Source organism: Antarctobacter heliothermus, from assembly GCF_002237555.1.
GTDB classification, from domain to species: domain Bacteria; phylum Pseudomonadota; class Alphaproteobacteria; order Rhodobacterales; family Rhodobacteraceae; genus Antarctobacter; species Antarctobacter heliothermus_B.
Window position 1 is genome coordinate 2,066,364 of record NZ_CP022540.1, and the last position, 19,064, is coordinate 2,085,427.

19 protein-coding genes are annotated in these 19,064 nt (G+C 61.1%); 16 read left to right on the plus strand and 3 right to left on the minus strand.

The features are described from left to right. Positions 1-132 precede the first annotated feature (132 nt). Positions 133-1,332, plus strand: coding sequence for a hydantoinase/carbamoylase family amidase (locus ANTHELSMS3_RS09790; RefSeq protein ID WP_198319942.1), 1,200 nt, complete (start codon positions 133-135; stop codon positions 1,330-1,332). A gap of 92 nt (positions 1,333-1,424) precedes the next feature. Beyond that, the gene (locus tag ANTHELSMS3_RS09795) at positions 1,425-1,613 is read left to right on the plus strand and encodes a hypothetical protein (protein WP_094034708.1); all 189 of its coding nucleotides are present in this window, start codon (positions 1,425-1,427) and stop codon (positions 1,611-1,613) included. 25 nt (positions 1,614-1,638) lie between these two features. On the opposite strand, the gene ANTHELSMS3_RS09800 is transcribed toward ANTHELSMS3_RS09795, so the two are convergent. Together ANTHELSMS3_RS09800 and ANTHELSMS3_RS09805 are read right to left on the minus strand one after the other, a co-directional pair. Continuing rightward, positions 1,639-2,340: a response regulator transcription factor gene (locus tag ANTHELSMS3_RS09800; protein WP_094034709.1), complete on the minus strand. Its 702-nt coding sequence runs from the start codon at positions 2,338-2,340 to the stop codon at positions 1,639-1,641. Between the two features lie 9 nt (positions 2,341-2,349). Next, complete coding sequence (locus ANTHELSMS3_RS09805) at positions 2,350-4,257, minus strand: PAS-domain containing protein (protein ID WP_094034710.1); 1,908 nt, start codon at positions 4,255-4,257, stop codon at positions 2,350-2,352. Between the two features lie 253 nt (positions 4,258-4,510). Here ANTHELSMS3_RS09805 and ANTHELSMS3_RS09810 point away from each other — a divergent pair, with 253 nt between their 5' ends. The 14 genes from ANTHELSMS3_RS09810 (at position 4,511) to ANTHELSMS3_RS09870 (ending at position 18,664) form a co-directional block, all read left to right on the plus strand. After that, a complete protein-coding gene (locus tag ANTHELSMS3_RS09810; RefSeq protein ID WP_094034711.1) occupies positions 4,511-6,475 on the plus strand; it encodes an AMP-binding protein in 1,965 nt (654 codons plus the stop codon). A 190-nt stretch (positions 6,476-6,665) separates the two neighbouring features. After that, a complete protein-coding gene (locus tag ANTHELSMS3_RS09815) occupies positions 6,666-7,421 on the plus strand; it encodes an ABC transporter ATP-binding protein (RefSeq protein ID WP_094037037.1) in 756 nt (251 codons plus the stop codon). A gap of 87 nt (positions 7,422-7,508) precedes the next feature. Next, positions 7,509-8,468 carry a branched-chain amino acid ABC transporter permease gene (locus ANTHELSMS3_RS09820; RefSeq protein ID WP_094034712.1) on the plus strand — a complete coding sequence of 320 codons (960 nt, stop codon included), beginning with the start codon at positions 7,509-7,511 and terminating at the stop codon, positions 8,466-8,468. A gap of 92 nt (positions 8,469-8,560) precedes the next feature. Continuing rightward, positions 8,561-8,809, plus strand: coding sequence for a hypothetical protein (locus tag ANTHELSMS3_RS09825; protein ID WP_094034713.1), 249 nt, complete (start codon positions 8,561-8,563; stop codon positions 8,807-8,809). A gap of 1 nt (position 8,810) precedes the next feature. Further along, positions 8,811-9,077 (plus strand): hypothetical protein, encoded by a 267-nt coding sequence (locus ANTHELSMS3_RS09830; protein WP_094034714.1) that lies wholly within the window; start codon positions 8,811-8,813, stop codon positions 9,075-9,077. 107 nt (positions 9,078-9,184) lie between these two features. Next, on the plus strand, positions 9,185-10,261 hold the full coding sequence (locus ANTHELSMS3_RS09835; RefSeq protein ID WP_094034715.1) for a branched-chain amino acid ABC transporter permease: 1,077 nt from the start codon (positions 9,185-9,187) through the stop codon (positions 10,259-10,261). A 66-nt stretch (positions 10,262-10,327) separates the two neighbouring features. After that, complete coding sequence (locus ANTHELSMS3_RS09840; RefSeq protein WP_094034716.1) at positions 10,328-11,620, plus strand: ABC transporter substrate-binding protein; 1,293 nt, start codon at positions 10,328-10,330, stop codon at positions 11,618-11,620. Positions 11,621-11,727: 107 nt separating this feature from the next. After that, entirely contained in the window at positions 11,728-12,552 is an 825-nt protein-coding gene (locus ANTHELSMS3_RS09845; RefSeq protein ID WP_094037038.1) for an ABC transporter ATP-binding protein, read from the plus strand. 29 nt (positions 12,553-12,581) lie between these two features. Then, positions 12,582-12,965: a cupin domain-containing protein gene (locus tag ANTHELSMS3_RS09850; protein WP_094034717.1), complete on the plus strand. Its 384-nt coding sequence runs from the start codon at positions 12,582-12,584 to the stop codon at positions 12,963-12,965. A 259-nt stretch (positions 12,966-13,224) separates the two neighbouring features. Further along, positions 13,225-14,397 (plus strand): phenylacetate--CoA ligase family protein, encoded by a 1,173-nt coding sequence (locus tag ANTHELSMS3_RS09855; RefSeq protein ID WP_094037039.1) that lies wholly within the window; start codon positions 13,225-13,227, stop codon positions 14,395-14,397. Between the two features lie 161 nt (positions 14,398-14,558). Further along, positions 14,559-16,241 (plus strand): peptidoglycan-binding domain-containing protein, encoded by a 1,683-nt coding sequence (locus tag ANTHELSMS3_RS09860; RefSeq protein ID WP_094034718.1) that lies wholly within the window; start codon positions 14,559-14,561, stop codon positions 16,239-16,241. Positions 16,242-16,490: 249 nt separating this feature from the next. Continuing rightward, entirely contained in the window at positions 16,491-17,066 is a 576-nt protein-coding gene (locus ANTHELSMS3_RS25975; RefSeq protein WP_254694896.1) for a CHASE domain-containing protein, read from the plus strand. Positions 17,067-17,087: 21 nt separating this feature from the next. Next, positions 17,088-18,230, plus strand: a complete 1,143-nt coding sequence (locus tag ANTHELSMS3_RS09865) for a sensor histidine kinase (protein ID WP_254694897.1) — start codon at positions 17,088-17,090, stop codon at positions 18,228-18,230. Positions 18,231-18,325: 95 nt separating this feature from the next. Next, positions 18,326-18,664: a response regulator gene (locus ANTHELSMS3_RS09870; protein WP_254694898.1), complete on the plus strand. Its 339-nt coding sequence runs from the start codon at positions 18,326-18,328 to the stop codon at positions 18,662-18,664. A 225-nt stretch (positions 18,665-18,889) separates the two neighbouring features. Here ANTHELSMS3_RS09870 and ykgO read toward each other — a convergent pair whose 3' ends face one another. Further along, positions 18,890-19,015: a type B 50S ribosomal protein L36 gene (ykgO, locus tag ANTHELSMS3_RS09875; protein WP_007792261.1), complete on the minus strand. Its 126-nt coding sequence runs from the start codon at positions 19,013-19,015 to the stop codon at positions 18,890-18,892. Between the last annotated feature and the right edge of the window lie 49 nt (positions 19,016-19,064).

Below are 19,064 nucleotides of genomic sequence, written 5' to 3' on the forward strand. Positions count from 1 at the left end.
CGATTGGGGCGGGTGTTGTGCCCGGTTCCGGTCTGATGGCTTGATGTTTCGGGGCAGGATTGGGAGTACTTTTGCAGAGAAGAAGCTGCGGGGCTGTGCCTGCGGCGACGTCTGTAGGAGACTTGCATGACTATTCCCGTGAATCCGGACCGCTTTTTGAAAGATCTGCACGATCTGCGTCGCTTTGGTGCGTCCGGGGTGGGCAAGGGGGTGGTGCGCCCGGCCTATTCCGAGGCGGATATTGCGGCGCGGGACTGGTTGGCGGGACGGATGAAGGCCGCTGATTTGTCAGTGCAGGTCGATCCGATGGGGTCGGTGTTTGGTCTGTGTGAGGGGCCGTCCTTGTTGTTGGGGTCGCATTCGGACAGCCAGCCCGAGGGCGGCTGGCTGGACGGGGCCTTGGGCGTGATCGCGGCGCTGGAGGTGGCGCGTGCGGCGCGCGAGGCAGGTGGACCGCCGGTGTCCTGCGTGTCGTTTCAGGATGAAGAGGGCCGGTTTGGCGTGACCACCGGCAGTGCGGCCTGGTCCGGGGCATTGGCGCGCGACAGGCTGGACAGCTTGGTCGATCCGCAGGGGGTGACGCTGCCGCAGGCGCGAGCGGCGATGGGCGACCGGCTGGGGGATTGGCTGGACCCGGCGCGGTTCACCGGGTTTCTGGAGATGCATATCGAACAGGGGCCGGTGATGGATACCTCGGGAGAGGCTGTCGGGGTGGTTGAGGCGATTGTTGGCATTCGCGATATGGTCATCACTTTTGAGGGCCAGCAGAACCACGCGGGGACCACGCCTATGGCGCTGCGCAAGGATGCGTTTCAGGCCTTGTCCGCGTTTAACGCGCTGCTGAACGACCGGCTGCGGAATGTCGTGACCCCAGCGACGGTTTGGACCATCGGCCATGTGACCCTGCTGCCGAACGCGCATTCCATCGTGCCCGGCAAGGTGAAGTTTTCGATGCAGTGGCGGGACGGCGATGCCGGGCGGTTGGACCGGATGGAGGCGATCATTCGCGAGACGGCGCAGGAAGTGGCGGCGACGCGCGGTCTGGAAATGAGCACCGGGCCAATGTTGGGGATTGCGCCGGTGGCGATGGATGCGGGGTTCCGCGCGGCATTGTCAGAGGCGGCAGAGGCGGAGGTGCCGGGGCGTTGGCGGGTCATGCCTTCTGGTGCGTTGCACGACGCGTCGAACATGGCGCGGATGATGCCTGCGGCCATGGTGTTTGTACCATCCATTGGCGGGATCAGTCACGATTTCGCAGAGGATACGGATGAGGCGGATCTAGTGACGGGGCTGAAGGTGCTGGCCGGAGCGGTGACACGGATTGCAGGGTGAGCGGTGGCACGGATGAGAGCTCGGCGGTGGTGAATTCCACCGTTCCCTCAATGCCGGGGCTGGGTTAGGCTGACCGGCAGGGAGGCACAGCTATGGACCCGATATCACTTGTTTTCTACGCCGCTGTTTGCGGACTGTTGGGTTTGGCCGGTCCCAGTCTGGGGACCGCCCCGATCCGGTTGGGGATCGGCGCGGTTGTGGGCGTGGTGGCGGTTTCTGTGCTGCCCTTTGTGCATCAGATTTTGGGTGTTTCTGCCGATTACAGCTTTGCCGGACCATAGCGGGATCAGATGACAGCCGGGCGGTTCACCCCCAGTTGACATCGCCCAGAAAAATATATCCAGCACCGTAGATCGTCTTGATCAGGCGCGGGTTCTTGGGATCTTCACGCAGTTTCGTGCGCAGGCGCGAAATGCGCACATCCATCGCCCGGTCAAAGCTTTCGCCGGCGGCCCCGCCAAGGCTTTCCTGCATGTGGGTGCGGCTGATCAGGCGTTTGGGACTTTCCAGAAACAGCCGCAGCACTTCGCCCTCGGCATGGCTGAAGGCGGTCTCGGTCCCGGTCTCGTCCTCTAGCATGTAGCGGTCGAAATGGGCGGTCCAGCCGTTGAAACGGGCGGTGTCTGACGATGTGGCGGCGCGGGCGCGGCCGCGCAGGCGGGCCCGGATGCGAGCGACGACCTCTGCCGGATCGAAAGGCTTGATGATGTAGTCATCCGCCCCCAGTTCCAGCCCGGTCACCCGGTCCTGTACCTGTGCCCGGCCAGAGATGATGATGACCGTCGCGCCCTGTTCCAGCGCAAGACGGTGGACCAGTGTCAGCCCGTCGCGGTCCGGCAGGCCGAGATCGACGAGGCAGACATCGGGGGTCGCACGGCGCAGCGCGGCCTCAAATTCCGTCGCGCGGCCAAAGGACAGGGTGCGAAACCCGGCCTCTGCCAAAGCCTCTGCCAGCATCTCGCGGATGGCGGGTTCGTCGTCGAGGATGGTGACAAGGGGGCTGGTCATGGGATGGGGTTAGCCGAATTGCGCGGTCGCAGGAAGGGCTGGTTGCCCAAGGAAGGCGGCGAGGTCTGCAGCGGTAAAGGGTTTGGGCAAGACCGGGCCGCGATGGCAGGCCTGCACATGCAGCGGGTGATCAGCAAGGAGCGAGGTCATGAAGCGGATCGGCAGATGCGGCAGGCGGTCGGCGAGGGCCAGACCGGGCGTATCGCCCTCCAGCGAGATGTCGCTGAGGATCAGGGCGATGTCGGGCAAGCCGTCGGCAAGGGCGCAGGACTCCTCGACCGAGACGGCCTCGACCACGGAAAAGCCCATGGCTGTCAGCATTTCGCGGATGGTTTCGCGCAGGTCGGCGCTGTCCTCGACCAGCAGGACAAGGCCGGTGTCGGGCAGCGGTGCGGGTTTGGCGCGGCGCAGGGGCAGGCGCAGAGAGACGCGCGCGCCTGTGTCGGTGTTGGCCATGCGCATGGTCCCCCCGGCCAGCTTGGTCATGTCGTAGACCATGGCAAGGCCGAGGCCAGAGCCCTCGCCGCCCTTGGTGGTGAAAAACGGCTCTGCCCCGTGTTCCAGCGCGGCGTCGGAAAAGCCCGGCCCGCTGTCCCCGACGGAGATGTCCAGCCATGTGTCCAGCACTTCGCCCGTGCTGATGTGGATGGTGCCTGCGGGGCCGCAGGCGTCGCGGGCGTTCAGGATGAGGTTCAGCAGCGCGTCTTGCAACAGCCCGGCGTCGGCCATGACCGGGCCTTGGGTGGCGTCGTCGATGGTGATGGTGATGCCTCCGGGCAACGAGGGCGTGGCGAGGGTGCGCAATTCCTCAAGGAAGGTGGGCAAGGACAACGGCGCGGGTCGCCAGCCGCGCGCGCTGGTCATGTTGGCGATCCGGTCGAGCAGCCGTCCGCCGCGCTGCGCCGCCGAGAGCGTGGCCGAGATCATCGGTTCCGCCTCTGGGCCAAGGCTCATCCGGTGCAGTTTGGACTGCATGCCAAGGATGATCGTCAGCAGGTTGGAAAAATCATGCGCGAGGCCCGAGGTCAGCTGGGCGGCAATTTCGCGGCGGCGGGTCTGTTGCAGCGCAGCGCGGGCCTGCGTTTCCTGCGTGACGTCCTGTGTCATGATGTAGACGCCCGGTTCCAGCGGGTCGGGGGTAAAGACGCTGCGGATCCGGCGCGAGGACATTTCGTCGGTGAACTCAAAGGCCGACTGGCATCCGTCGCGGGCGGCCTGAAGATGCGGGCGCACGCTGGCAAAGGCCTGTGGGCCAAGCGCGTCGGCGATGTGTTTGCCCACGATGGCAGAAGGGCGTCCCGGCATCACATCGCTCAGCCGGTTGTTGGAGAAGGTATAGTGCCCCCCGGCATCGACGCGGGCGATATGGGCGGGCATCATTTCGGTGGTGGTGCGGGTGCGGGCCTCTGCCTCGGCCAGCACGCGGCGGGCCTCTTCCAGCGCCTTGTTGGCCGCGGCAAGGCGGCGGTTGGTGCGGGCCAGTTCTTCGGAGCGTTTCAGCACCTCTTCGCTCAGCAATTCCGAACGGGTCCGCAGAAGCTGCTCCTGCGTCTTGGTTTCGGTGATGTCGGTGTAGACCGTGACCCAGCCGCCCTGCGGCAGTGGCGCGCCCTCGACGCTGATCATACGGCCATTGGCGCGGGGGCGTTCCATATAATGCGGCTCGAACGCGCGGGCGATCTCGACTCGGGTGCGGACAAACTCCTCTAGATCCCCGACGGGGCCGTATTCGCCGCGTTCCGCAAGGTGGCGGATGGTGTCCTCAAAGCTGGCGCCGGGGGTGGTGAGCCGGTTGGGTAGGTCGAACATCTCGGCAAACGGCGCGTTGCACACGGCAAGGCGCAGGTCGCTGTCGTATATGGTCAGGCCCTGACCGATCAGGTTCAGCCCGGCCTGCGTGAGGGCGTTCGGTGTCATGGGATCTCCTCTGCGGGGCAATCTAGCGGAGGTTGCGGGGCAGGGGAAAGGGGCCTGACCAAGGGGCGGGCGGGTCAGACATTTTGCAGATGTTACAATTCGTAAGGATTCGGAAAACCTCAGGAAAAAGTTGACCGCGAGGCTGAGCCTTGCCCAAATGGGAGTAGAATCGCGGCGAACAGCGGTCGGCCCGGAAGAGTGGGCCACATGGGATGTCGGGGGACCGGCATGGGGAGGAAAAGACTTGGCATATATGGCTGAGGGCGTAGAGGGTCTGCGCTCATTTCCGGCACTGTTGCACCGCAATGCCACTCAGTTCGGCTCGGCACCCGCGTACCGGGAGAAGGAATACGGGATCTGGCAAAGCTGGACCTGGGCCGAAACCGAGAAGGAAATAGAGGCGTTCGCGCTGGGCCTGCTGAATCTGGGCGTCAATGAGGGCGATTTTATCGCTGTCATCGGACGCAACCGGCCCACGCTATACTGGTCGATGGTCGCCGCGCAAAGCGTGGGCGCGATCCCGGTGCCACTGTATCAAGACGCCGTTGCCGAAGAGATGGAATATGTGCTGGGTCATTGCGGCGCACGCTTTGCAGTCGTCGCGGATCAGGAACAGGCCGACAAGGTGATCGAGGTGCAGGATGATCTGCATCAGTTCGAACACCTGATCTATGTCGATCCGCGCGGCATGCGGAAATATGATCACGCTCATCTGCATGAATACAGCCATGTTCAGGATCAGGGGCGCGCCGCCCGGGATGAATTTATTGCCGAGCTGAACCGGCGACGCGACAAGCTTGGCTACGACGACACCTGCGTGATGCTGTACACCAGCGGCACCACGGGCAAACCCAAGGGCGTTGTTCTATCGAACCGCAATATCATCGAAAGCGCGAAGTCCACTTCAGAGTTCGACAATCTGCGGCGCACGGATTCCGTTTTGGCCTATCTGCCCATGGCCTGGGTGGGCGATTTCATCTTTTCTGTCGGACAGGCCTATTGGACTGGTTTCTGCGTGAATTGCCCCGAAGCGCCGCAGACCATGTACGAAAATCTGCATGAGATCGGGCCCAGCTATTTCTTTGCCCCGCCGCGCTATTTCGAAGAGCGGATCACCGCAATCCTGATCCGGATGGAGGATGCGGGCCGGTTCAAGAAGTGGCTTTTTGATAGTTTCATGGCACATGCACGAGTCGTCGGCCCCAAGATCCTTGACGGCAAATCTGTCGGCCTGATGGACCGGCTGAAATATGCGCTGGGTCAGGTTGTGGTCTACGGTCCACTACGCAACCGCGCGGGCATGACGCGGGTGCGGGTGGCTTATACCGCAGGTGAGGCGATCGGACCGGAAATCTTTGATTTCTGGCGAGCGTTGGGCATCAATCTGAAACAGCTCTACGGCCAGACCGAAGCCAGCGTTTTCATCACGGTACAGCCGGACGGTGAGGTCCGTTCGGACACGGTGGGCGTGCCCGCGCCGGGTGTCGAACTGCGGATTGCCGAGAATGGTGAGGTCTTTTACCGCTCTCCGGGTACCTTTGTGGAGTACTACAAGAACCCCGAAAGCACGGCAGAGACCAAAGATCCCGAGGGTTGGGTGGCGACGGGCGATGCCGGGTTCATCGATCCCGAAACCGGCCATCTGCGGATCATCGACCGGGCCAAGGACGTGGGCCAAATGGCGGATGGCGCGCTATTTGCTCCGAAATACGTCGAGAACAAGCTGAAGTTTTACCCCAACATTCTGGAGGCGGTCGTCTTTGGGGCGGGGCGCGACCGCTGCACTGCCTTTATCAACATCGACCTGACGGCGGTGGGCAATTGGGCGGAGCGCAACAATATCGCTTACGCCAGCTATCAGGAATTGGCGCAGCATCCGCGCGTGTTGGAGATGGTGCAAGCCCATGTGGAAGAGGTCAACGTCAGTGTGGCACAGGACGACATGTTGTCGGGGTGTCAGGTGCACAGGTTCCTGATTCTGCACAAGGAACTGGACGCCGATGACGGTGAGATGACCCGCACCCGCAAGGTGCGCCGGAAGATCATCGGGGAGAAATTCGCTGATCTGGTGGGGGCTTTGTACGACGGATCGGACGAAATCTATACCGAGACCGAAGTCACCTATGAGGATGGCCGCAAGGGAAAGATCAAGGCAACGTTGCAGATCCGCGATGCCAAGGTGGTGCCGGTTGTGCCCGCGAAAGTGGCGGCGGAATGATGGTCGGACGCTCCTGCGCCTACGGCGCAAATCGCCCCGCCCACCATCCCGCAAGGCGTTTCAGTTCGGAACGCGTGGATTTGGCAGTGGTCGGCATGAGTATTTGGACCAAGAAAAAGCTGGGGGACGTCGTGTGAAGGACTCGCAAGGATACGTCACCGCGGACGGGCGCCAGATTGGCGGCGTGCTGATGGAGATGAAGAATATTACCCTGAAATTCGGCGGGGTTACGGCGATCTCTGACATCTCTTTTGATGTCCGGGAAGGTGAGGTCAGGGCGATCATCGGGCCCAATGGCGCGGGCAAATCGTCAATGCTCAATGTGATCTCGGGGTTTTATACACCGACGGTTGGCGAGGTTTGGTACAAAGGGGCAAAGCGCCCCCCGATGAAGCCCTATGAGGTGGCACGGATGGGTGTGGCGCGGACGTTCCAGAACATCGCGCTGTTTGAAGGCATGACGGTGTTGGACAACGTCATGACCGGGCGTTTGACGCATATGAACGCCTCAATTCCGGCACAGGCACTGTGGTGGGGACCGGCCCGGAACGAAGAGATGAAAAACCGTGAGATCGTCGAGAAAGTCATTGATTTTCTTGAGATTCAGGCGATCCGCAAGACGCCGGTCGGGCGTCTGCCGTATGGTTTGAAAAAACGGGTAGAGCTGGCGCGCGCGCTGGCGGCGGAGCCGTCGATCCTGCTGCTGGATGAGCCGATGGCGGGCATGAATGTCGAGGAAAAAGAGGACATGAGCCGCTTTATCCTGGACGTGAACGACGAGTTTGGCACCACGATCTGCCTGATTGAACACGACATGGGTGTGGTCATGGATCTGTCGGACCGGGTTGTTGTGATGGATTACGGCAAGAAGATCGGTGACGGCACGCCCGATGAGGTGCGGGGCAATCAGGACGTGATCGACGCCTATCTGGGGGTGCCGCACTGATGGAAAATCACGATGCATCAAACATGCACACGGCATGCACAACCCATGCGCATCACGCGCGCGGCATGACCTGAGGGGCGGGGCACCATGGACCTACTGAATCAAATCTTTATCGCGCCGTTTGTCGACATGGTCGCCGCGCCGGATTTCCTGTTGCAGGTGCTGTGGGAGGGGCTGGTGTCGGGGGTGCTGTATGCGCTGATCGCACTGGGCTTTGTCCTGATCTATCGTTCCAGCCGCATCTTCAACTTTGCTCAAGGCATCATGGTGGTGTTCGCCGCGCTGACGCTGGTGGGGCTGCACAGTTTTGGCATTCCGGCGTGGATCTCTGTGGTGCTGACGCTGGGCGTGATGTTTGTGCTGGCGGTCAGTATCGAGCGGATCGTTTTGCGCCCATTGGTGGGGCAGCCGGACATCATTCTGTTCATGGCGACCATCGGCATCACCCTGTTCCTGATCGGACTGGGTGAGATCATCTTTGGCGGTGAAAACAAGCAGATGATTTCGGCAGAGCTGGGCATTCCCACCGGCGACACGGTGCTGGAGCCGTGGGGCGGATTGCTGATCCTGCAGCACCTCGACATCACGGTGGTCGGTGTGGCGGTGGTGCTGGTGGGCGCGCTGCTTGCGTTCCTGAACTACACCCAGATGGGCCGGGCGATCCGGGCGCTGGGCGACGACCATCAGGCGGCCTTGTCGGTGGGGATCTCTCTCCAGACGATCTGGGTTCTGGTCTGGTTCATCGCGGGCATCATTGCGCTGGTCACGGGCATTGCCTGGGGTGCGCGGGCCGGGGTGTCCTTTGCGTTGGAAGTGATCGCCTACAAGGCGTTGCCGGTGCTGATGCTGGGCGGGCTGGAGTCGATCACCGGGGCGATCATCGGCGGGTTGATGATCGGCCTGTCGGAAAAGCTGTTCGAGATCTATTGGGGCCAGCCGATCCTCGGCGGCAATACAGAGACCTGGTTTGCCTTTGTTCTGGCGCTGATCGTGCTGCTGTTCCGGCCGCAGGGACTGTTCGGGGAACGCATCATCGAAAGGGTGTAGGGCGGCGCGGGGCGCGCCGCCACATCAGACTGCGGCGGGGACCCCCGCGCTACGACAGCCTGAATCGGCTGTGCCACGAGGAACGAAACGAGATGCCGAAACTGATTGCCATTCTGAACGTCGTCGCATGGGCCGGTTTTTGGGCCTTTGGGTATCTGGCGCTGACCACCAATCCCGAGGCAGAGGGCCGCATGACCATCGCGCTGCTGTTGGCGGCGGCGGGTGGGGCGCTGGGCATGTGGGCGTATTTCTGGCTGGTGCGGCATTCCGAGCGGACAGGTTATGCCAAGCCGACAAGGAGCCGCCCGCGGTTCGACGCCGACGAAAGTGTGGAGGGCTGAGATGGCCAGACCAAGGGGCAAGGAAACGTCTTCGCGGCGTGCCGAACGCAGCGGTCCTGAGGTCGCTGATCTGGCGCGCGGGGCCAACGGTCTGGGAGAGCCCGCCGACCCGCAGGAGATCGCGCAGGGGCTGTTGAAGGCGCAGGTGGAGGCGATGAACACGATGATGACCGCCTCTGTCGATATGACCACGGCCACGCTGAAGGCGATGACCCAGATGTGGGGAGTGGGCACGCCCAGGCGGCGTGACGGGGACAAAGACCGCTGAGGCGGCGCTGGTGAATTCCTGCCCAAAGGCGGCCTGACCGGTCACCTGGGGGCGAGCGACGAAAAGTGCCGCGCATCGAACGCGGATGAAGGTAAAGGGAGGGGCGGATGCTCTATCGCACCGCAGGACAGTACAAGACGAGTTACGAGGCCGATCAGGCGCTGTTTCCGGTCCGGCAGGATGCCGTTCTGCTGGGCATCATCCTGCTGTTTGTCTGGGTGATCTTTCCGCTGACAGCGAGCGAGTTCACCTTTCAGACGCTGCTGATCCCGATCCTGATCTATTCGCTGGCCGCCTTGGGCCTGAACATCCTGACGGGCTATGCCGGGCAGCTGTCGCTGGGCACGGCTGCCTTCATGGGGGTCGGGGCCTATGCCTGCTACAAGATGATCACCCTCATGCCGTGGATGAACCCGATTGTGGCGATCCTGCTGTCGGGCTTTTTCAGCGCCGGTGTGGGGGTGATGTTCGGTATTCCCAGCCTGCGGATCAAGGGGTTCTATCTGGCGATTGCCACGCTGGCAGCGCAGTTCTTTCTGGTCTGGCTGTTCGAGAAATGGGCCTGGCTGTACAACTACAACGCCTCGGGCGCGATCCAGGTGCCGAACCTGGACATCTTTGGCCTGTATGTGTCCGGCCCTCAGGCGGATTCGATTGTTCAATACTATGTGGTGCTGTTCATCGTCAGTCTGCTGACATGGCTGTGCATCAACCTGACACGCGGCAATCTGGGCCGGACGTGGAAGGCAACGCGCGACATGGACATTGCCGCCGAGCTGATTGGCATCAACCTGATGCGGTCCAAGCTGACGGCTTTTGCTATCTCGTCCTATGTGGTGGGCGTGGCGGGGGCGCTGTTTGTGTTCATGTGGCGCGGCGCGGCGGAACCGAACCTGTTCGATATTCCGCTGTCGTTCCGGATCCTGTTCATTGCGATCATCGGCGGCCTTGGGTCGATCATGGGCAACTATCTGGGCGCGATCCTGATTGTCGGCCTGCCGGTGGTGCTGAACCTGCTGCCCGAAACGCTAGGCATACCAATCTCGTCGTCCATGGTGGAACATCTTAACATCATGATCGTCGGCTCATTGATCGTGTTTTTCCTGATCGTCGAGCCGCACGGGCTGGCGCAACTCTGGCGGCTGCTGCGCGAGAAACTGATCCTCTGGCCATTCCCCTACTAAGGGGGAGGCCCAACAAAAAAAGACCAAAACAGACAGTGATATGAGACATTCCAAGGGAGGAAAGACATGAAACAATTTACCAAACTGGCCTTTGCCGGCGTTCTGGCGGCCTTGACCGCAGGCGCGGCGCAGGCGCAGGAACTGTATACCCCGAACCTTGCTTATCGGACCGGGCCGTTTGCCGCGACCGGCATCCCGCTGATGAACGGTCAGTCGGACTATATGGCGATGCTGAACGCCCGCGACGGCGGCATCGGCGGCGTCATGGTCAACGCCGAGGAATGTGAAACCGGTTACTCCACCGAAAAGGGCGTGGAATGTTATGAAAAGACCAAGGGCAAGGCGATCGTGACACAGCCTTGGTCGACCGGCATCACCCTGCAGGTGCTGCCCAAGACCAACGTCGACATGATCCCGATCCTGGCGTCGGGCTATGGCTTTAGCCCGATGATGGACGGCAAGGTGTTCCAGTGGGCCTACAATACGCCCGCCGGATACTGGGATGCCGCCGACATGATCATCCAGTACCTCGAAGGGATGGAGTCGCTGGACGGCAAGACCATCGCCTTCTTGCATCTGGATCACCCGTTCGGCAAGGAACCCCTGCCGGTGCTTGAGGCACTTGCCGAAGAGAAGGGCTTTACCCTCAATCCGATCCCGGTTGGCCTAAAGGAAATGCAGAACCAGTCGGCGCAGTGGTTGCAGATCCGCCGGATGCGTCCCGACTATGTCGTGATGTGGGGCTGGGGCGCGATGAACGCGGGTGCCATCACCGAAGCGGTCAAGACCAAGTTCCCGATGGAAAACATGTTGGGTGTCTGGTGGTCCGGGCATGACGCGGATCTGGCCATCGTTGGCGAGGCCGGCAAAGGCTACAAATCGATCAGCTGGTCGTTCCCGAATCTGGATGCGCCCGTCATGGCGGATATCAAGAAGCATGTGATCGACGCCGGTCTGTCCAAGACCGACGAGACAGAGATGAAAGGCGTGTTCTATTCGCGCGGCATCATCATCTCGGCCATTCTTGCCGAGGGCATCCGGGTGGCTCAGGCGGAATATGATGTTGCAGAGATCAACGCCGAGCAACTGCGCTGGGGTCTGGAAAACATCAACATGACAGAGGCCCGCATCGAGGAACTGGGCCTGACCGGCATGGTGCCGCCCTTTGCCACCTCGTGTTCCAACCACACCGGCCATTCGGGTGGCTGGATGCTGGAATGGGACGGCGAAAAGTTCGTCAAGGTCAGCGAACACCTGACCGCCAACGTTGCGGCATACACCGAACTGGCACAGCAGAACGCCAAGGATTACGCCGACGCAAACGCGCCTTGGCCGATGGCCGAAGGCTGCGAAGGCTGATCTGAACGCCTTCCCGGCGGCACATGTGTCGCCGGGGAGATTTGGGTATTTTCACCAAGAAGAAGCTGAAGGGGCTGCAAAACGCCCCGGGGTGTGAGGACAAGTCGATGCTGGATGCGGCGCGAACGGATGAGACGCTTCTTGAGGTCAACAACGTCGAGGTGATCTATAACCACGTCATCCTTGTGCTGAAAGGCGTGAGCCTGAACGTCAAGAAGGGCGGGATCACCGCCCTGCTGGGGGGCAACGGCGCGGGTAAGACAACAACGTTGAAGGCGATTTCCAACCTTCTGCACTCTGAACGGGGCGAAGTCACCAAAGGGTCGATCATCTACAAGGGCGAGGCGGTGCAGGATCTGGAACCAGCGGCACTGGTCAAGCGCGGCGTGATTCAGGTGATGGAAGGTCGTCACTGTTTCGAACACCTGACCGTCGAGGAAAACCTGCTGACCGGCGCCTATACGCGCAAGGACGGCAAGGGCGCCGTCGAGGCGGATCTCCAGATGGTTTATAATTACTTTCCCCGGCTGAAAGAGCGGCGCAAGTCGCAGGCCGGCTATACCTCGGGCGGCGAGCAGCAGATGACGGCGATTGGCCGCGCGCTGATGAGCCGTCCAGAAACGGTGTTGCTGGATGAGCCGTCGATGGGGCTGGCGCCGCAACTGGTCGAACAGATTTTTGAGATCGTGAAATCGGTGAATGAGAACGAGGGCGTCTCTTTCCTGTTGGCCGAACAGAACACCAACGTCGCGCTGCGCTATGCCCACAGTGGCTACATTCTGGAAAATGGCCGGGTGGTGATGGAAGGCCCTGCAAAGGAGTTGCGGGAAAACCCGGACGTCAAGGAATTCTACCTCGGCATGTCCGACGAGGGCCGAAAATCCTTTCGCGATGTGCGCTCTTATCGTCGCCGCAAGCGGTGGCTGGCCTGAGAAGTCCCTTATTTGAAAGGAATGAAGTGATGATCCGTTTTGCCGTTGCCTGTGTGGTCCTTTGGGCCGCGGCCCCTGCGTTTGCCAGTGATCTGGTCCTGCGTGAGATCCTGCAGGAACAGCCAGTGTCCGACGCGCCCGACATGAAGGTGATGATTTCCCGCGTGACGGTGAAACCGGGCGGCGCTGTGGTCGAACACAATCATCCGGGCGATGAGCATGCGGTGGTGTTGCAGGGCGGAACGGTTCTGCTGAGCGATGGGCAAGAGGTCGAATATGCCGAGGGCGACGTGCTGTTTTTCTCCGCCGGTGAGATGCATGGCGGGCTACGCAACATCGGCGGCACAGAGATCGTCTTGTTGACCACCCATGTGGTCAACGTTCTGGAACCCTTTCGCTGGCCTGCGGAGTAACTCAATGCCTGTTGTGCGGTGAGATTGGACCAAATGGGCGCGGGGCAGGGTGTCTGGACCTCAGCCTGCCGTGGCGATGCCACCCCTGCTTGTCGCAGCCGGGTCGTCATGCTCCGACCGCATCTTTTCGATCCGCACCAATGCCTTGTTTCAAAACAACGACCCCAAAGTCGCGCCGGGCGCGCCTGCAGGGCCGACAGACAATCAGGCTAGGACCGGCAATGGGGCCGGGTGGCGAAGAATTCCGAAGGAGAGCTTGATGAGCACCTATTTCGACGCGCTGGAAACCCGCAGCCGGGACGCGCGTGCGGCCGCGCACCTTGAGGCGTTGAATGCGCAGCTGGCCAAATACGGCATCGACCGGCTAGAGGCTCTGGACGGGCTGGCGGCCCTGCCGGTGTTGCGCAAGTCCGATCTGGTGGCGAAACAGGCCGCCGAGCCGCCGTTTGGCGGGCTGCCGGTGTCGAATATCGCGCATGTGTTTCAAAGCCCGGGACCGATTTATGAGCCGGGGGGCATCAGTCCCGACTGGTGGCGGATGGGTCGGTTTCTGAACGCCGCAGGGATTGGACCGGGCGACATTGTGCAGAACTGTTTCGGCTATCACCTGACACCAGCTGGCATGATCTTTGAATCTGGCGCGCGGGCTGTGGGGGCCACGGTGTTGCCCGCAGGTACCGGCCAGACCGAATTGCAAGCGCGCGCGGCGCATGACATCGGCGTGACTGCCTATGCCGGGACGCCGGATTACCTGAAGCTGATCCTTGAAAAGGCGGATGAACTGGGCCTGTCGCTGGGGATCACACGGGCGGCGGTTGGCGGTGGTGCGCTGTTTCCATCGCTGCGCCAGTATTATTCGGATCGCGGCATCCAATGTCTTCAATGCTACGCCACTGCCGATCTGGGCAACGTCGCCTATGAGAGTCCGGCGATGGAGGGCATGATTCTGGATGAACACGTTATCGTCGAGATCGTGACCCCCGGCACCGGCGACCCGGTGGCTGAGGGCGAGGTGGGCGAAGTGGTCGTGACCTCGCTCAACCCCGATTACCCGCTGATCCGCTTTGCCACCGGCGATCTGAGTGCCCTGATGGCAGGGGAAAGCCCCTGCGGGCGGACCAATGCACGCATCAAGGGCTGGATGGGCCGCGCCGACCAGACGACCAAGATCAAGGGGATGTTTGTGCGCCCCGAGCAAGTCGCCCAACTGGTGGCCAAACACGCCGAGATCGCGCGCGCGCGTGTCGTCGCCACCCGCGAGGGTGAGATGGACATGATGACCGTGCGAATCGAGACAGACAGTGGCGATGCCGCCGCCTTTGAGGGCAGCGTGGCTGAGGTGCTGAAGCTGAAAGGCAAGGTCGAGTTGGTGCCGCCGGGCGCACTGCCGCGCGACGGGCTGGTGATCGAGGATCAGCGGACCTACGACTGAAACTGCGCAAGCCCTTGCCGCAACGGCGGAAAGCCGCGTGTGGCAGGGGGCTGGCGCGGGTGTTTGGGCGAAACACCGCCATTTTCCCCGCGCGCGCCGCTTGCTCTGACATGGCGTCGCGGTAGGCTTTGTCCCAATGCAGAAGGCGGGGAGGAAAGCTCATGCGGAATTTGGCAATTGCCATGGTGGGCGCGTTTCTGGGCGCGACGGGTGCGCTTGCCAACGGCGACGCGCTGGTGATCGGCAACAGTCAGTATACTGCCGTCCAGACGCTGTTCGGCGCACAGCGAGTCGCGCAGGCGGCCAGTGCGCTGAACGCCAAGGGGTTTGATGTCACGTTGGCGCAGGATGCGGGCGCGTCGGACATGCGCAAGGCCTTTGGCGAATTCGCCGAAATGCTGGACGATGACGGCGGTCCGGTGGTGATCCTGCTGTCAGGGGTCTTTGTGCACAGCGTCGGCGGCAGCTACCTGCTGCCGGTGACCGGGAATGGCCGGATCGACGAGGCGGACGTGCTGATTCAGGGCTTTCCTCTGGATGCTGCGCTGGCGGTGCTGTCGGCCTATCAGGGGCGCGCGTTCCTTGTGTTGGGGGAAACCGGCGCGGAGCCGGATCTGAACCTGTTCCTGACCGCTGGACTGGGAGAGTTGGACATCCCGCAGGGGGTGACGGTGATACGCGGTCCGGCAATGGATGTGGCCCGCTATGCGGCGCGGGACATGGCCCGGACCGGGCGTTTTGTGCGCCGCGCCGCGATCGAATACGAATTGCAGATCGAGGGGTACGCCCCGCAGGAACAGGTGATCGTCCGCGAAGGCGACGTCAGTCCGCCGCGCGGAGCCATCGACCCGCCGCTGCCCGATCCCTTTGCCAACCGGGCGGCTGACGATGTGTCATGGCGACTGGCGCAAGAGGCCGATTCGGCCGAAGGCTACAAAACCTACCTCAACGGTTTTCCCGATGGGGCCCATGTGAACGCGGCGCGACAACGTATATCGGCGCTGACCTCCGAGCCATTTTATCGCGAACGTCGCGCCGAAGAGGATCTGGAACTTGACCGCGACGCCCGCAGGGCCATTCAGCGTGACCTGACCATTCTGGGCCATGACACCCGCGGCATCGACGGCGTATTTGGCAATGGCACGCGGGGGGCCGTCCGGCGCTGGCAGGAAGAGACCGGCCTGAAGGTCAGCAGCTATCTTGACCGTGACCAGATCGCCCGCTTGCAGGCACAGGCCACACGCCGCGCCGCTGAACTGGAAGAGGAGGAAAAGCGCCAGCAGGCTGAACGGGCACGCCAAGAGCGCGCCCTGTGGCGGCGCGTCAGGGATCGGGGCGAAGAGGCGGGCTTTCGCGAGTATTTGCAGAAATACCCCCAAGGGCAGTTTGTCGATGAGGCGCGCGCAGTGCTGAAAGCGATCGACAAGCAGCGTGCGGAACAGGCCGTGGGACAGGACCGGCGCGACTGGAACAAAGCGACACAGGCCAATTCCGTGGCGGCGTACAACGCCTACCTGCGCGACTGGCCCAACGGGGCGTTCCGTGAAGAGGCCAAGCAGCAAATCGCAGAGCTGCAGTTCGACGCGGAACGGGTGCGTAATTCGGTTCAGGCCCGAAACGAGGAGCAGGGGATGAACCTGAATTTCGTGGCCCGCCAACTGACCGAACGGCGGCTGGATCAACTGGGCATGAAACCGGGCAAGGTTGACGGGCAGTTTGATGAAAACACCCGCGCGGCGCTGCGCCGCTTTCAGGACGCGCGCGGGTTGCGGGTTTCTGGTTATCTGGACGAACAAACCATGGTGCGCCTGCTGGCCGGAGGCATCATCGGCATCGACCGTTAACCGCCCGGTGTTGGCAAGGGGCGCCGACACACGCAGTCGGCGCCCGCCAATCGGCGGGGCATTCTAGGAGAATGCCTGACAAATGTTTGCGGATTTTCACTCAAGTTGTGATCAGGCCGCAAAACCGGATTTCACCCGGTATTAAGTTGCTTCCCTGAAAGATGCTTCACCGAGTCGTTACGGTCGTTTCACAGTGAAGGAGTGCCTGCGGTGAAGTCTTTCGAAGCCCGCAGTCGCGGGGTCACATCCTTGCACGTCATCATCGTGGCCTTGTCGCTTACCATGACGGTCGGGGCTTGGCTCTATTCAAAGAATCAGGTGGATCTGCAAACTGAAAACAGGTTTGTGGCTGCCAAGGACCGTACCATCGGCCTGATCGTTGATCGCATGTCCCGATACGAAGATGCGCTTTGGTCCGGTGTGGCCCATATCGATGCCAAGGGCGGTAAGACATCCCATTCAGAGTGGAAGACGTTCTCTGGCTCATTGAATTTGGCTAAAAAGTATCCGGGCGTGAATGGGATAGGGGTCATCTATTACGTCGACAGGCGGGAGTTCCCTGAATTCCAGAGCATCAGGGACGCTGAAGGACGCGGCTTTTCAGTGTTTCCGGAACATGACCAGGACTTCAGGCTGCCGATCACGTTTATCGAACCCGAAGACATCAATGCCGCAGCCATTGGCCTGGATGTGGCGCATGAGATGAATCGCCGAACCGGCCTGTTGGCGAGTCGTGACACTGGCACAGCACAGATCACTGGCCCGATCATTCTCGTACAGGACAGCGGCCATACAGCGGGATTCTTATTCTACACACCGTTTTAAGACGGGCAAAGGCCGGGATCTGTGGGGGAACGGCAGGAAACATTTTCCGGCGTTGTCTACGCACCTTTTGTCGTTCGAAACCTGGTCCAAGGGTTGCTGTCAAAGGATCGCCGCGAAGTGCGCTTTAGCATACGCGATGGCGATCAGGTCATTTACGATGAACTTGGACCGGATGAGCCGCTATACGATGGCGGTCCCATGTTTTCAGACACTGTAGAGCTGAAAATGTATGGAAGAACCTGGCTCGTCGAGATCAGGACAAATTTGGCGTTCCGCAATCAGAATGGATATGATCAGCCGACATTGATCCTGATTGGGGGATTGGTGATCGAGATCCTGGTGATTTCCATGCTTGCGATGATGGCGCGCTCCAATCTCAAGGCGCACACCTACGCACACCATCTGACCGAAGAACTGCGCGCCAAGACAGAGCATCTTGAACACGCCAATTCGGAAATCGAACAATTTGTCTATATCGCATCCCATGACCTGAAGACCCCGGCGCGCGGGATCGGCTTTCTTGCGGATGTGATCGAAGAGGATCTGGAAGACATTATAGGCCCGCTTGATGGGCACGCAGAACTAAAGATGCAAATCGACATGATCCGAGAGCGCGTCAGCAGAATGAACGATCTGACACGGGGGATCATGGAATTCTCTCGCGTCGGGAACGGCAGCGAGACGGCGGAGACGGGTGTCTCACTTGCGACAATTGTTGGGGATTGTGTCGCCGATTTCGAAGTCGATCCCTCACAGATTCACCTGACGTCGGACATCGATACAATCCACTGTGACAGCCAGAGTTTTCGCCGCGTGCTGGAGAACTTGATTGGCAACGCCCTCAAATACCACCCGGACCCGCAGGCGGCGCGGGTGGATCTAACAGTAGAGGTGGCGGAAGAGAGTTTGAAGGTCTCTGTCAGGGATAACGGAAATGGTATCGCCCCTGAGTTTCATACCAGAATTTTTGAAGTTTTTCAAACGCTTCGCAAGGCAGGCGAACCGGAAAGCACTGGTATCGGGTTGGCCATCGTCAAAAAGGCCGTGCAGCGCCACGGTTATGATATTTGCGTGAATTCCTCACTCGGGAATGGGGCAAAGTTCACCTTTCGTTGGCCGCTAGGTCACGATGCAGCGGATCATCAACTAGAGAAGGTCGCCTAACATGAGCCGTCAGATGAATATCCTGCTCGTCGAGGACAACACGCTGGATGTGATGATGATTCAGCGCGCGCTGTCCAAGGATCGCTCCGGATGCGGTGGTCACCCGCGCAGAAGACGGCATCGAGGCGCTGGAAATAATAAATTCGGGACGGACGACCAATCCCTTTTTCATCCTGCTGGACATCAACATGCCCCGGATGAATGGGCACGAATTCCTCAAGGAACTGCGCAAGACGGCGATCGCCTCTGACAGCGTGGTCTTCATGTTCACGACGTCTGACAGCGTGCAGGACATCGCCCGAGCCTATCGTGAGAGCGTCAATGGATACATCGTCAAGCCGCACAACCGGGAAGACATGAACAAGAAGATCTCGACGCTGCAAGAGTTCTGGACAATTTGCGAACCACCCGTACGGCCTGTCGGTCCGGTCTAGCGCGTGTCGGCGGCGGCCTTGCCGGGCGCCTCTCAGGCGCACACAGGCGCCTGCATCGGGTGTAGTGGCCCCGACAAGTCCGGCGTGTAGCTGTAGAACAGGCGAACCCTGGGGCACGCAACGCCGGACAGAACCCACCAGAGATCTGGATCACGGAAATGAAAAGCCCCCGCAGGCGATACCTGCGGGGGCTTTTTGTATTGATCAAAGGCGTGGTGCCGGGACTTAGCCCTGACGTGCCTTGAATCTCCGCTGTGTCTTGTTGATCACATAGACACGGCCCTTACGGCGCACAACGCGGCAGTCGCGGTGGCGCTTCTTGAGCGAGCGGAGCGAATTGGCGACCTTCATGGGTCTTCTCCTATCGTCGCGGCGCGCGAGCGCCTTTCGTTGCGGCCAA

Coding starts and splice junctions, on each gene's coding strand:
- ANTHELSMS3_RS09795 (WP_094034708.1), top strand. CDS start 1,425: ATGGACCCGATATCACTTGTTTTCTACGCCGCTGTTTGCGGACTGTTG.
- ANTHELSMS3_RS09800 (WP_094034709.1), bottom strand. CDS start 2,340: ATGACCAGCCCCCTTGTCACCATCCTCGACGACGAACCCGCCATCCGC.
- ANTHELSMS3_RS09805 (WP_094034710.1), bottom strand. CDS start 4,257: ATGACACCGAACGCCCTCACGCAGGCCGGGCTGAACCTGATCGGTCAG.
- ANTHELSMS3_RS09810 (WP_094034711.1), top strand. CDS start 4,511: ATGGCTGAGGGCGTAGAGGGTCTGCGCTCATTTCCGGCACTGTTGCAC.
- ANTHELSMS3_RS09815 (WP_094037037.1), top strand. CDS start 6,666: ATGGAGATGAAGAATATTACCCTGAAATTCGGCGGGGTTACGGCGATC.
- ANTHELSMS3_RS09820 (WP_094034712.1), top strand. CDS start 7,509: ATGGACCTACTGAATCAAATCTTTATCGCGCCGTTTGTCGACATGGTC.
- ANTHELSMS3_RS09825 (WP_094034713.1), top strand. CDS start 8,561: ATGCCGAAACTGATTGCCATTCTGAACGTCGTCGCATGGGCCGGTTTT.
- ANTHELSMS3_RS09830 (WP_094034714.1), top strand. CDS start 8,811: ATGGCCAGACCAAGGGGCAAGGAAACGTCTTCGCGGCGTGCCGAACGC.
- ANTHELSMS3_RS09835 (WP_094034715.1), top strand. CDS start 9,185: ATGCTCTATCGCACCGCAGGACAGTACAAGACGAGTTACGAGGCCGAT.
- ANTHELSMS3_RS09840 (WP_094034716.1), top strand. CDS start 10,328: ATGAAACAATTTACCAAACTGGCCTTTGCCGGCGTTCTGGCGGCCTTG.
- ANTHELSMS3_RS09845 (WP_094037038.1), top strand. CDS start 11,728: ATGCTGGATGCGGCGCGAACGGATGAGACGCTTCTTGAGGTCAACAAC.
- ANTHELSMS3_RS09850 (WP_094034717.1), top strand. CDS start 12,582: ATGATCCGTTTTGCCGTTGCCTGTGTGGTCCTTTGGGCCGCGGCCCCT.
- ANTHELSMS3_RS09855 (WP_094037039.1), top strand. CDS start 13,225: ATGAGCACCTATTTCGACGCGCTGGAAACCCGCAGCCGGGACGCGCGT.
- ANTHELSMS3_RS09860 (WP_094034718.1), top strand. CDS start 14,559: ATGCGGAATTTGGCAATTGCCATGGTGGGCGCGTTTCTGGGCGCGACG.
- ykgO (WP_007792261.1), bottom strand. CDS start 19,015: ATGAAGGTCGCCAATTCGCTCCGCTCGCTCAAGAAGCGCCACCGCGAC.